The sequence below is a fragment of the Sulfurospirillum sp. MES genome (assembly GCF_000789415.1).
Lineage (GTDB): Bacteria > Campylobacterota > Campylobacteria > Campylobacterales > Sulfurospirillaceae > Sulfurospirillum > Sulfurospirillum cavolei.
Window position 1 is genome coordinate 676257 of the sequence record NZ_JSEC01000001.1, and the last position, 12654, is coordinate 688910.

At 46.3% G+C, this 12654-nt stretch carries 10 protein-coding genes; 5 read left to right on the forward strand and 5 right to left on the reverse strand.

All coding sequences use genetic code 11. From position 1 onward, the window contains the following. The first annotated feature begins 192 nt into the window (after positions 1 to 192). Positions 193 to 384 carry a hypothetical protein gene (locus OA34_RS13485; RefSeq protein WP_082006826.1) on the forward strand — a complete coding sequence of 64 codons (192 nt, stop codon included), beginning with the start codon at positions 193 to 195 and terminating at the stop codon, positions 382 to 384. 36 nt (positions 385 to 420) lie between these two features. On the opposite strand, the gene OA34_RS03375 is transcribed toward OA34_RS13485, so the two are convergent. The 5 genes from OA34_RS03375 to OA34_RS03395 are packed head-to-tail and all read right to left on the reverse strand — an operon-like array spanning position 421 to position 6149. Beyond that, entirely contained in the window at positions 421 to 1656 is a 1236-nt protein-coding gene (locus OA34_RS03375) for an EAL domain-containing protein (RefSeq protein ID WP_254376556.1), read from the reverse strand. Positions 1657 to 1669: 13 nt separating this feature from the next. Then, positions 1670 to 2557, reverse strand: a complete 888-nt coding sequence (locus OA34_RS03380) for an alpha/beta hydrolase (protein ID WP_039672388.1) — start codon at positions 2555 to 2557, stop codon at positions 1670 to 1672. Between the two features lie 24 nt (positions 2558 to 2581). After that, positions 2582 to 3610, reverse strand: coding sequence for an oxidoreductase (locus OA34_RS03385; RefSeq protein ID WP_039672389.1), 1029 nt, complete (start codon positions 3608 to 3610; stop codon positions 2582 to 2584). Continuing rightward, complete coding sequence (locus OA34_RS03390) at positions 3607 to 5010, reverse strand: efflux transporter outer membrane subunit (protein WP_039672390.1); 1404 nt, start codon at positions 5008 to 5010, stop codon at positions 3607 to 3609. The genes OA34_RS03385 and OA34_RS03390 overlap by 4 nt, the downstream gene beginning before the upstream one ends. Then, complete coding sequence (locus OA34_RS03395) at positions 5010 to 6149, reverse strand: efflux RND transporter periplasmic adaptor subunit (RefSeq protein WP_039672391.1); 1140 nt, start codon at positions 6147 to 6149, stop codon at positions 5010 to 5012. The genes OA34_RS03390 and OA34_RS03395 overlap by 1 nt, the downstream gene beginning before the upstream one ends. Positions 6150 to 6335: 186 nt before the next feature. On the opposite strand from OA34_RS03395, the gene OA34_RS03400 reads away from it, so the two are divergent. From OA34_RS03400 to dnaE, 4 genes are all read left to right on the forward strand, one after another. Further along, the gene (locus tag OA34_RS03400) at positions 6336 to 6734 is read left to right on the forward strand and encodes a PAS domain-containing protein (RefSeq protein ID WP_039672392.1); all 399 of its coding nucleotides are present in this window, start codon (positions 6336 to 6338) and stop codon (positions 6732 to 6734) included. Then, positions 6731 to 8434: a cache domain-containing protein gene (locus tag OA34_RS03405; protein ID WP_039672393.1), complete on the forward strand. Its 1704-nt coding sequence runs from the start codon at positions 6731 to 6733 to the stop codon at positions 8432 to 8434. Before OA34_RS03400 ends, OA34_RS03405 begins: the two co-directional genes overlap by 4 nt. A 58-nt stretch (positions 8435 to 8492) precedes the next feature. Further along, complete coding sequence (locus tag OA34_RS03410; RefSeq protein ID WP_039672394.1) at positions 8493 to 8978, forward strand: hypothetical protein; 486 nt, start codon at positions 8493 to 8495, stop codon at positions 8976 to 8978. Between the two features lie 124 nt (positions 8979 to 9102). Continuing rightward, a complete protein-coding gene (dnaE, locus tag OA34_RS03415) occupies positions 9103 to 12651 on the forward strand; it encodes a DNA polymerase III subunit alpha (protein ID WP_039672395.1) in 3549 nt (1182 codons plus the stop codon). Positions 12652 to 12654: the final 3 nt, after the last annotated feature.

A 12654-nucleotide genomic window follows, 5' to 3' on the forward strand; every position in this document is an offset into this window, starting at 1 on the left:
TTTATCCTATTTTGAGATTTTATTATTTTAGCAAGCCGAGAAAAGAGATATCTTGATTTGTATCAAGAATCCATATTCTTTTAAAAATATTTTTATTTTAAATTAAATAAGTTAAATATTTACTGAAAAATATAAATATTAGTAAAATATTTACGAATTTGATTTGTAGCTTGTTTGGTGTAAATTTTTACTATGAAACAAACACAACAAGATATGGCTCGAATACTTGGAATTACTACGGTTACCCTGCGCAATTGGCGCAAAGAAAAACCAAACTTGTATAAAATTATTATGCAAGGATTTGCGTTTGAAGAAGCGATAGAAGCTACGAAAGAAAATTATGAAAAGTTGGAGTCTTTGAGAGAAAAAGTGCTCAAAAAGTAGTTGTTTTTCTCAATGTTTATACCTACTTGGTGCGAGTTATTTGTCTATCGGTGAGGGTTCGTCGAAAAAGTAGCCTTGAAAGTAGTCGATGCCCAACTCTTTACATGTAAGGTAAATGGGTTCGTTCGCAACGAATTCGGCGACGGTTTTCATGCCGACTTTTTGCGCAAAAGCGATCATTGCTTCGACGACGGCTTTGTGCGTGGCGTCTTTGTGAATATTTTTAATCAGCGAACCGTCGATTTTGACGAAGTCGGCTTTGAGCTTGACGAGGTATTCAAAATTAGAATAGCCCGTTCCGAAGTCATCGATAGCGATTTTCACACCTTGGCTTTTGAGAAGGCTTAAAAACGAAAGGACCTCGGAGTGGTTTTCGATGCCTTCGCCTTCGGTAATTTCGACGATCAAACGTTCGGCGACACCGAATTCGTACATCTTTTCCAGTAAAAAATCGACCCTGCTTTGATCTAAAATATCGTCAAGCGTGAGGTTGATCGAAAATTCCGTCGGTTTATCGGCAAAAAAAGCAAACGCCTTTTGGATGACGATCTTCGTGATGGCTTCGTAAAGGTTGGCGCGTTTGGCATGGTGCAAAAACAAAAACGGCGAAACAATTTCTGCATTGGGAAGCTTAAGGCGTACCAAGCACTCGACTTTGGGTATTTTACCGCCGACGATACTTTGGGTAAAGACTTCGAAGCGATCTTTCTTTAAGGCGTCGCGGATCGTTTTCTCCCATGCTATTTCGCTTCGAGCCGTGGATTGCGGGTTGCAAAGCGTGGGAGAGGCGGCGTCGTACACCATCAAATCTTTTCCGATGCGTTTAGCTTGCTTGATGGCAAATTCGGCATGCAAAAAGAGATCGTCATAGCCGATAGCAACGCCGATGCGAAGCGGTGCGTAAATTTTTTCGTTCTCGACGTTGATGGGCGAATAGCCAAAATACCACAAACACGATTCGATCGTTTGGATAAACTGCTCTTTTTCGATCTCTTTTCCCGCTAAAATCGCAAATTCGTCGCCGCCGAGATGAAAAACGCCGGCATGTGCGAAGCGTTTTTGGATTCTTTGCGAGATCGTTTTGAGGATTTGGTCGCCCACGGTATAGCCGAACGAGTGGTTGAAGTTCCAAAATCCGTTGACGTTTAAAAGGGCGAGTTTATTGGCGGTCGAGTTGGCAAGCGTATTGATGAAACGCCTGCGATCGGGGAGTTGCGTCAACGGATGGACGCGACCGTAGCGCAATTCGTATCGAATCTCTTTGTTTTGCATCGGTCGTTACTTTTTAGCGTTCGAGCGAAGTCGCGATAAAATCGTCGACACGTTTAGTGTAAATCAACTCTTTTCCCAAAAGCGCGTTAATGTCTTTGTGACTCATCGGTTCTTCCACGAGTGTGACGACGGTTCCTAAAGAAGCGGCTTTTTCCAAAAAGGATTTAGCTTGCGGGCAAGAGTCGTCGCGTTTGGTTGAGCAAACCGCCGCAAAGGGCATCCGTTTCGTTGAGAGTTGATGGTAAGGAGAGAGCGCTTGCCAATACGCGGGATTATCACCGAACGCACGATCGTAGAGGCGCAAGTGTTTCGCGCTCATTAAACTAGGCGTATCGAGCACGGCGCTATCGAGCGAAACGGCAGCTTTAGGCGGCGTAATCGCATAAGTTTTATACAGGGCGTCGCTAGAGGCGAGCATTGCGATGAGATGGGCTCCGGCGGAGTGCCCCATGAGGACGACTTTGTTTTTATCGCCGCCGTATTTTTCGGCATTGGCTTGAAAATAGCCTAAGGCTTTGGCGACGGATTTGAGCTGATCGCTTACGGGCGTCGTCGGAAGCATCGGATAGTTAATCGAAACAAAGAGATAGCCTTTTTGCTCGACCCAATAAGCGACTTTATTTTCGATCACGTTTTGGTAGGTTTTATCTCCGATCATCCACGCGCCGCCGTGTACCATAAAAATCACGGGTAAAGAAGCTAAGGGCGTCGTATGTTGCGGGGCATAGACGTCGAAACGCTCTTTGGGGTGTTTGCCGTAAGCGACGTCGGAAACCAACGTGACATGTGAAGAGATGCGCGCGCCTCTTTCATCTTCTCCCTCCAAATCCGTACGATCGTGTAAAATACCTGCCCAAAGGCTTGCAAACAGCATGCACGCAATGCAGTAGATACGTATCATCTTCGTCTCCTTAGTAAAATGGGGTTAAAAGGCTCGTAAATACGACGGTTCGATCAGCGACGTTTCGCCTTGCGCTTTTGCGGCGTAAAAGAGAAAGTTGGGATTGCGCAAGAGTTCTCTTCCGTAAGCGACCAAATCGCAAAACCCTTCTTCCAAAAGCATTTCGCCTTCTTCGGCACGCGTAATCAATCCGACCGCAATCGTCGGAATCGAGGCTTTCGTGCGAATCTCTTTCGCATAAGCGGCTTGATACAAAGGCACGAGATTGGGCATTAAAGGTTGGATCTCGTGATTGCCTCCGGCAGAGACGTGGATCATCGAGACGCCGATGGAGGCGAGTTTTCGTGCCAATGCTTCGCTATCGCGAATCGTCCAACCTCCCTGAACCCACTCTTCGGCGGAGAGGCGTACGATCAGCCCTAAGTGCGTCGCTTGAAGAATCGCTTGCGCAATTTCGCATACCAGTGCGCATCGTTTCTCGAAACTTCCGCCGTAAGCGTCGATGCGAACATTGGTAAGCGGTGAGAGAAACTCGAAGAGCAAATACCCGTGAGCGGCGTGGAGTTCTACCATATCGTATCCGGCTTTTTCGGCGCGAAGGGCGGCTTGCACGAAACGGGCTTTGATCTCTGCGATTTCATCAAGGCTGAGAGCATGCGGACGTTGAAAGGGGGCGTTGGGGCTAAACGCTAGCGAGGAGGGTGCGACGGGAATCGAGACGGCACATGTACTTTTGCGTCCGGCATGGGCAAGTTGCACCGCCGCTTTTGCACCGTATGCATGGCATTGTTTGACCAATGCCGCATGTCCTGAAATGTGTGCGTCGTCCCACAATCCCAAATCGCGCATGCTAATACGACCTCTGGGTTCCACCGCGGTTGCTTCAACGATGATCAAACCGACGCCTCCGATGGCGCGTGCGGCGTAATGGGCGAGATGAAAATCGTTCACGCAAGCGTCGATGTCGGCTTTGTACATGCACATCGGCGGCATAACGACGCGGTTTTTAAGCGTAAGCGCACCTAAACGATACGCACTCAATAATCGGCTCATAACGACTCCTTGGATAAGATAAGCTCTTTGGCGTTCCAACCGCCGCCCAACGCCTTAAAGAGTTCGGATTGGGCGATGAGAAGGGCTTGCTCGGTAACGACCAATGCAAGCGATCCGCTTAAAACGTTTTTGCGCGCATCAATGACTTCGAGCGGGTTTGCCACGCCGTGATCAAAGCGTTTTTGCGTGAGGGATAAAACGTTGCGATAGGCGTTTAATTCTTCTTCTTGAAGGGTATATTGGCGGCGAAGCGTTTGCGTTTTTGCCAAAGCGTCGTGGACCTCTTTATAGGCTTTTTTGACGGTTTGTTCGTATCCGACGAGTGCGGTTTGAAGATCGGTTTTCGAGATCGCAACGCGTTGTTCGATACGCCCGAAATCAAAAATAGGAACGCTAAGTCCTGGGGCAAGGCTCCATTTATTGGCGGAAGAGTGCACGATCGCATCGAGGCTTTCGCTTTGTTGCCCGAGGCTTCCGGTTAAGCTAAAACTCGGGAAATAAGCACTTTTTTCAACACCGATCAGCGCATTTTTACCGTGAAGCGTTTGCAGCGCTTCGGTAATATCGGGACGGTGTTCTAAAAGCGAAGAGGGAACCCCTTGTGGAATCGTGAGGGCTTTGGGAAGTGCGGATGATAAGGCATAGGGCTCTTGCATCGCTTTTGGCGAAGCACCGATTAAGATACCAAGCGCGTTTTGCTGTAAAGCGTAACTTTGTTTGAGTGCTTCGTATGCGGCTTGGGTATTATGCCATTGCGCTAAAGTTTGATGGGCGAGTACGTCGCTGATCGTACCTGCGCGGGATTGTTTGGCGCGAAGATCGTATGCCGCTTGGTAGGATTGCACGGTTTGCTCTAAAATGTCTAAACGCATGCGAAGCGAAACAAGCGTGATGTATGCGCTAAAAACGTCGTGAATCAGCGTATTGCGTACGGTTTCGCGTGCGGCCTTGTTTGCCAAATAACTCGACCAATTTGCCTCGTTTTGAGAAGAAAGTTTGCCCCATAGGTCAATTTCGTAGGAGAGAGTAGCATTGAAAGCTTTTTCGTCGTAACGTGCGCGGTTGTGCTGATAGGTCTCGTCGCTCGTTTTTTGGCGCGAAACGCTTGCGTTAGCATTGACGTTCGGCATTTCGTTTGCTTCGCTTAAGCCCAAGGTTTGACGCGCTTTGAGGACTTTAAGGGCGGAAAGTTTGAGGTCGTCGCTTTGTGTTAAAGCTTGCTCGATCAAGGCGTTTAACGCATCATCGTTGAACGCTTTCCACCAGGTTTTATCGACATGTACGTTTTCTTCGCGTATGTTTTGAGGTTCTTCAATCGCAGGAACGTTGAGTTCGGGTGCTAACGAACAACCGTCGAATAGTATCACGAGGAGCGTGAAACTTAAGGGAACGAAACGCATTAGCGTGCTGCCTCGTTGATAACGCGCTCGATTTTAACGGGCATATCGTTTTTGATGCGGAAAAAATTGTTGATGACGACAAGGTCGCCTTCTTGAAGACCGCTTTCGACGATAGCGTCGTTGCCGCTGTTTTCCGCAACGGTAATAGCGCGTGTGGACGCTTTGCCGTTTTGAACGACAAAAACGCTTGCGCCCAGAGGCGTTTGAAGAACGGCTTTTTGCGGTACTTTAATGACGTTTGTGCGCACCAAACCGATCAGCGAAATTTTTACAAACTGATTGGGAAGCAACTCTTTATGCTCGTTTTTAAAGGTGGCTCTGGCTTTGAGCGAACCGGTTTTGGCATTGAGCGAGTTGTCGAAAAAATCGACCGTGCCGATCTCTTTTAACGGGTGTTCGCCTACCATCAGCGAAGCTTTGATCTTTCCGTCGGCGGGTTTTGCCCACGAGCCGTTTTTGATAGCATATTTTTGACGCATAACGTCGCTATCGGGAATGGAAAATTCGACATGTAAGGGAGCTATTTGCGTGATGTCGACTAAAGGCGTTCCTTCCGTTACCAAAGAGCCTACGTCGATCAATTTAAGTCCCGTCATGCCGCCGATAGGAGCTTTGATCGTCGTACGATCAAGGGCAATCATCGCGTTTTGGAGACTAGCCTCGGCACTTTTAAGAGCCGCTTTGGCACTTTCAAAAGCAAAGTAAGCGGCGTCTTTTTCTTGTTCGCTCGAAGCACCCGTTTCAAAAAGCGTTTGAATGCGCTCCCAATCTTTGCGCGTTTTGTGCTCTTGCACGTTTGCGTTTGCGACGTTGGCTTTGGCTTGGTTTAAAGCGGCTTCGTAGGTATCCGATTCAATTTTGTAAAGAACGTCGCCTTCTTTGACAAAATCGCCTTCGTTAAAAAATTTTTTGAGTAAAAGTCCGTTGGCTCTGGCTTTGAGCGTTACGCTTTGGGCACTGATCGTTTTGGCGGGATAGATCAGCGTAATTGCTTCTTCTTGGGGTTTAAAAATGCGATAAACGTCTACCAAAGGCGATGCGGCATTGGCATCGGGTGTTTTGGCTTCTTGGGCGATCAGCGGGGCGACGAGGCAAAACAGAACGAAAAAAAGTCGTCGACGGAAATCGAAAAACGTCATGAAGAATCCTTAGTGCGTTTTAAAAGATGTGACATGTTCTATTATTGTAGCGTAGAGACGGTTAATGAAGCGTAAATTCAGCCAAAAAGCGTGGACGAAGGCGACGATTAAAAAAACGTTACCTGCTTCGCAAAAGAAAATGTTACAATGCTCAGAGAATTATGTGGATTGAAAGGATTTTTCACGATGCAGACGAAAGGAAATGAAATCGTATTGGACGATACGACCTTATTGGTTTCCGAAACGGACGCGAGGGGGCATATCGTATTTGCCGACAAAGCGTTTGTGCACGTTTCGGGTTACTCTTTGGAAGAACTGATCGGACAACCGCACAACATCATTCGCCATCCCGATATGCCAAAGGCCGCATTTAAAGAGCTTTGGGAGACTATAAAAGAGGGAAAAGTATGGCAAGGGTTTGTGAAAAACAGTTCCAAAAGCGGGCAACATTATTGGGTGTATGCGACAATCTTTCCGTTTGGAAAAGAGCATTATCTTTCCGTACGTAAAAAAGCCTTTCCCGAAGAAATCGAAAAATACGAAGCGGTGTATCGAAAGATGCGAGAGCAGGAGCAAAGAGCATGAAAAAGTTCAGTATTCAGTTTAAAGTAACGCTACTGGTCGTTGTTGCTTTACTCGTTACCGCCGTCGTTTCAACCTGTGTGAGCGCTTTTTTGATGTACAAAGAAGAGGGGGCGCGCCTTGAAAATACCCGTTCGATTATGACGCGCGACAAAGTCGAAGCTCTTAGCGACAAAACCAAAATTGCCTATCAGGTGATCAACATCGTCTATCAAGAACTTCAAAACGAAACGAACAAAGACGATCCAAGCGTCATTGCGGCGTATCAAGCCAAAGCGAAAGAAGCGATTAAACAGTTGCGTTTCGGAGAAGACGGTTATTTTTGGATTAACGATTTTACGCCTAAGATGGTGATGCATCCGATAAAACCGGCATTAGACGGGAGCAATTTGAGCCAATCCAAAGACCCTACGGGCAAATTTTTATTTAACGAAATGGTTGAAGTCGCAAAAAAAGAGGGTAAAGGCGTCGTACACTACATGTGGGAAAAACCGGGCTTTAATAAACCTCAAGCCAAGATTTCTTTCGTCGAGTCGTTTGCCCCGTGGCAGTGGATTATCGGAACCGGTGTGTATGCCGACGACATCGATCTACTCGTTACGAAAGAAAAAAAGGTTTTAGACGAAGCGCTTAAGGCAATGGTGCTACAAAATAGCCTTATTCTTATTGCGATCGTCGTACTTTTTTCTTTTTTAACGCGATTCTTTAGCGAAAAATTGATCGGAAAACGTATGCGAAATCTTAAACATTACGTTGAGGATTTTGCCCTCTATGTGACGAATAAGAAAAATATGATCGACTATCGTTTGGAAGAAGATACGGATGATGAGATCGGTTCTACGGTCAAAGTCATCGATACGACGTTTAAAGAGTTTGAGAAATTACGATTGGACGATATACGCGTTGTAGGCGAGGTGTTGATTATTTGTTCCAAAATGTCCAACGGTTTTATGGAGAATAAAACGTCGTACGTTTCCTCGAACTTTTTAACCAATCGCCTCTCTTACGAAATCGATGCGATGATAGCTAAAGTTAATGAAGTGATGAATGCGACTTTGGCGTCGTTAAAAAATTTCCAAAACGGCGATTTTAGCCGACCGATTTCCATCGCGACGGACGGAGATCTTAAAGAGTTGGTTGAGGGCGTCAATGCACTTGGTAATGCATTATCGCAGATGATTCGCGAAAACGAAGAACAAAGCGGCAAAATTCAAGCCAATGCTCAAAAACTTTCCGACTCGGTTGCGACGATTAAAAACGAACCGCTCAGCGATTTGAACCGTATCGTTAAAAAAACGACGGCATCGATGCAACAGATGGGAAGTATCCAACAACATTTGGCGGAAACGCTCACGACCTTGACGCACAATGCTAAAGAGGCGAGCGATATTTTAAATTTGATCGGAGATATTGCCGACCAAACTAATTTATTGGCACTCAATGCCGCTATCGAAGCAGCACGTGCAGGTGAGCACGGGCGCGGTTTCGCGGTCGTTGCCGACAATATTCGTGAACTTGCCGATAAAACCAACCATTCGCTTTCTCAAATTCAAGCTACTATCAACGTCATCGTCGGCGGTATCGTCGATAGTTCTGCCAAAATGGGCACGAATGCCAAGGAGATGAGTTCCTTAACGCACGACGTCGAAGAGATCGAAGAAAAAACGGGCGATATTTTAAAAATTATGGGGCAATTAAGTTAATTTTTCGAAGATTGTTCCGATATGGTTGAAGGGGTAAATTTTTGCAAGGAGATGGAACATGAGTACCATCGACACATCGTATGCATCCCCACTCGCGGCGACACAAAGCCAAACGAGTGCGTCCGCTACGAAAAACAGTAGTACGGTAAGTAACGATACGACCGATACGACGTCTAGTACGCCGGTCGATACCGTCGAAATTTCAGATGAAGCGAAAGCTTTGGCGGCAACAAGCCAAAGCGATAGTACGTCCAACTCCGATTCGGAGTCTAGTTCGTCTGAAGATACGAGTTCTAGTGGTAGCACCCAAAGCGGGGGCTCAAGTGCCGCTTCCGGAACGAGTAGCGGCGATAGCATTCAAAATCAAATTGAAGCGTTAAAAGAAAAGATTGCCGCCTTGGAAAAAGAGATCGCCGCAGCCGAGAAAAAATCGAGCAACGATGCTCAAAATGCTCAAGAAGTACAGACTAAGCAAGCAATGCTCGTCTCGTATCAAGCGCAACTGGTTGCATTGGAAGCACAAGCTGCGAAAACATCTGCCTAACTCCTTTTTGGCTTGGGGTAACGCTTTACATGTAAGCTTACATGTAAAGCGTTAAAGGTACTTCTTACACCCTCTTAAGTCCGTTTTTGTTACAATCAAAGAAAACCTATGAACAGAAGACGACATGAGCGAAATAGCGTATACCCATCTCCATTTACACACCGAATATTCTTTGCTAGACGGTGCAAATAAAATAGGCAAACTTGCCAAAAAACTCAAATCTCAAGGCGTAACTTCGGCGGCGATTACCGATCACGGCAATATGTTCGGTGCCATTGATTTTTACCAAACCATGCGCAAAGAGGGCATCAAGCCTATCATTGGTATGGAAGCGTACATTCACAACCAAGACGACATCGGCGACAAATCCACCAAACAGCGTTTTCACCTCTGCTTGTACGCCAAAAACGAAGTCGGCTATAAAAACTTGATGTACCTCTCTTCGATGAGTTACATCAAAGGCTTTTACTACTATCCGCGTATCAACAAGCAACTCTTACGCGAGCACTCCGAAGGGTTGATTTGCTCGGGTGCGTGTTTACAGGGCGAAGTCAATTGGCATCTTAACCTAAACAACAAACGAAACGTGCAATTCGGTGCGAAAGGCTATGAAAAAGCCAAAGAGATCGCTTTGGAATACAAAGATATTTTCGGGGACGATTTTTACCTTGAGATCATGCGCCACGGTATTACCGATCAGCTCTTTATCGACGATGCGATTTTACGTATCGCTAAAGAGACGGGTATTAAGCTGATCGCTACCAACGATACGCACTATTTGGAGCAAGACGACGCCGAAGCGCACGAAGCGTTTATGTGTATCGCGATGAACAAAGAGTTTGACGATCCCAACCGTCTTCGCCATTCCGTGCATGAGTTTTACGTCAAATCTCCCGCACAGATGAGCGATCTGTTTGCCGATATTCCCGAAGCGATCTCCAATACGCAAGAGATCGTCGAAAAGTGCAATCTAGAGATCAAGCTGGGCAATCCGACGCCGCCGAAATTTAAATTTACCAAAGAGTATGCAGCGCGCGAAGGATTGAATTTTGAAACCGACGATGAGTTTTTTGCCTATAAATGCCGCGAAGGACTTGAAAAAAGGCTCGTCTACGTCGATGAGAGCAAACATGAAGCATATCGTGCGCGTTTGGAGCGCGAAATCGGCGTTATTTGCAGTATGAAATTTCCGGGCTATATGCTTATCGTTTGGGATTTTATTCGCGAAGCCAAAAGCAGAGGCGTTCCAGTGGGACCTGGGCGGGGATCGGCGGCAGGAAGTTTAGTTGCGTTTAGTCTTTTTATTACCGATCTTGATCCGATGCCTTATAACTTGCTTTTCGAACGATTTTTAAATCCGGAACGTATCAGCATGCCGGATATCGACGTCGACTTTTGCCAAAGCAGGCGCGGCGAAATTATCGATTACGTCGTCGAAAAATACGGACGCTATAACGTCGCGCAAGTCATTACGTTCGGTAAACTTTTAGCCAAAGGTGTTATTCGCGACGTCGCGCGCGTTTTGGCCATTCCTTACGCCGAAGCGGATGCAATGGCAAAACTGATCCCCGATGAATTGGGCATTACCTTAAACGGCAAAGGCGTTGAAGGCGAAGAGGGGTATAAAGCGGGTGCATACCAAAAAGAGCCTAAACTTCGCGAACTGATCGAGAGAGATCCGCGAATGAAACGGGTATGGAAATTTGCGCTGGCACTGGAGGGCTTAAATAGAAACTCGGGAATGCACGCGGCGGGTGTGGTCATCAGCGACGAAGAGTTGTGGCATAAAACCCCTTTGTATCAACCCTCCGGCGAAGATCATCTGGTCACACAATATTCGCTCAACTACCTTGAAGACGTCGATCTTATTAAGTTCGACTTTTTGGGTCTGAAGACCCTAACCGTCATCGACAATGCGCTTAAACTGATCAAAGCGCGTTATAACCAAGAGATCAACTTTAACGCGATCGATCTGAACGATCCTAACGTGTACGATTTGATTCAAAGCGGTGAAACGGTAGGACTTTTTCAGATCGAATCGGACGGTATGCAATCGCTTAATGCCCGTCTTAAACCGAGCACGTTTGAAGATTTGATCGCAGTTCTTGCCCTTTACCGCCCAGGTCCGATGGAATCGGGTATGTTGGACGATTTTATCGACCGTAAACACGGGCGTAAAGAGGTCACGTACTTTTTTGACGAGTTTACCAAACCCTTACAACCGATTTTGGAACCCACATACGGCGTTATCGTCTATCAAGAACAGGTTATGCAGATCGTTCAAGCGATAGGGGGTTTTAGCCTCGGCGAAGCGGATTTGATTCGTCGTGCGATGGGTAAGAAAAAGATCGACTATATGAAACAAAAAGCCGAAGAGTTTGCCGACGGTGCGGTCAAGCAAGGCTTAGGACGCGACCATGCGATCGAGCTTTTCGGATTGATCGAAAAGTTTGCGGGATACGGTTTTAACAAATCCCACTCGGCAGCGTATGCTCTCGTTACATTCCAAACGGCGTATTTAAAATACTACTATCCGCAAGAGTTTATGGCGGCACTTTTAACTTCGGAGCAGGACAACACCGATAAGATCGTCAAGTACATCGATGAGGTTAAACGCTTGGGACTCAAACTTCTGCCACCCTCCATTCAACACTCTTTGGTTGAATTTAGCGCGATTACGGACACCGACGGGAAAGAGGCGATTTTATTCGGCTTGGGAGCGATTAAGGGTGTGGGAAATGCCGCCATCGGCAAAATTTTAGAAGCCAGAGAACAATCGTTGTTTGCGGATATGAGCGATTTTATTTCGCGCATCGACAGCTCTAAAGTTAATAAAAAAGTTTTAGAGTCGTTCATCAAATCGGGAAGTTTTGATGGATTCGGTTATTCAAGGCGTGCTCTTTTGGAAAATATCGACGCTATTATCGATGCGAGCGCGGAGTGCAATCGTGCGAAAAAAATGGCGGAATACTCCTTGTTCGGAGATGCCGAAGAGATGGTTTCGGTACAGGTAAACATTGAAAATTCCGCGGAATTTGATTCAAAAGTGTTGTTGGATTTGGAAAAAGAGACCATCGGTTTTTACATTTCGGGACACCCGCTCGATGCGTTTCGTGCGCAGATCGACGAAATGAACTATACGCTTTCGAGCCATATCGATCAGATCGAAAATGCGAGCAAAGCCCTTTTGATCGGTAAAGTAGAGGGCATTACCGAAAAAATCAGCAAAAAAGGCAACAAATTCGGCATCGTTTCGTTGATGGATTTTCACGGAAGTATGGAATTGACCGTTTTTGAAAAACAACTCGAGATTTTGAATAAAATGGATTTAGACGCGCCGTTGTGTTTTAAGGTCGAAATCTCCAACGACGAGCAAGGCGTCAAGACCCGCGTTTTAAAGATTATGGATTTGAATGAGGCTAAAAAAGAGAAAGTCGAAACAAAAGTCATCGAAATTCCTTTAGAGCCCAAAGTCGTCGCCGTCGATTTGTGCGATGACGAAGACGTTCTTGAACATCTCTACCGAGCGGTGCGTGAAAGCGGAGGAAGAAGAGCGTTGCATCTGGTGATTACCTCAAAACTGCAAGACGTCTACATCGAAACGACGTTCGGCGTAGACGATAGTTTGGATGAAAAAATTGCCTCGATGCCGCACGTTCGCATCATCGGCTAAGAC

Coding starts and splice junctions, on each gene's coding strand:
- OA34_RS03400 (WP_039672392.1), top strand. CDS start 6,336: ATGCAGACGAAAGGAAATGAAATCGTATTGGACGATACGACCTTATTG.
- dnaE (WP_039672395.1), top strand. CDS start 9,103: ATGAGCGAAATAGCGTATACCCATCTCCATTTACACACCGAATATTCT.
- OA34_RS13485 (WP_082006826.1), top strand. CDS start 193: ATGAAACAAACACAACAAGATATGGCTCGAATACTTGGAATTACTACG.
- OA34_RS03375 (WP_254376556.1), bottom strand. CDS start 1,656: ATGCAAAACAAAGAGATTCGATACGAATTGCGCTACGGTCGCGTCCAT.
- OA34_RS03410 (WP_039672394.1), top strand. CDS start 8,493: ATGAGTACCATCGACACATCGTATGCATCCCCACTCGCGGCGACACAA.
- OA34_RS03390 (WP_039672390.1), bottom strand. CDS start 5,010: ATGCGTTTCGTTCCCTTAAGTTTCACGCTCCTCGTGATACTATTCGAC.
- OA34_RS03385 (WP_039672389.1), bottom strand. CDS start 3,610: ATGAGCCGATTATTGAGTGCGTATCGTTTAGGTGCGCTTACGCTTAAA.
- OA34_RS03405 (WP_039672393.1), top strand. CDS start 6,731: ATGAAAAAGTTCAGTATTCAGTTTAAAGTAACGCTACTGGTCGTTGTT.
- OA34_RS03395 (WP_039672391.1), bottom strand. CDS start 6,149: ATGACGTTTTTCGATTTCCGTCGACGACTTTTTTTCGTTCTGTTTTGC.
- OA34_RS03380 (WP_039672388.1), bottom strand. CDS start 2,557: ATGATACGTATCTACTGCATTGCGTGCATGCTGTTTGCAAGCCTTTGG.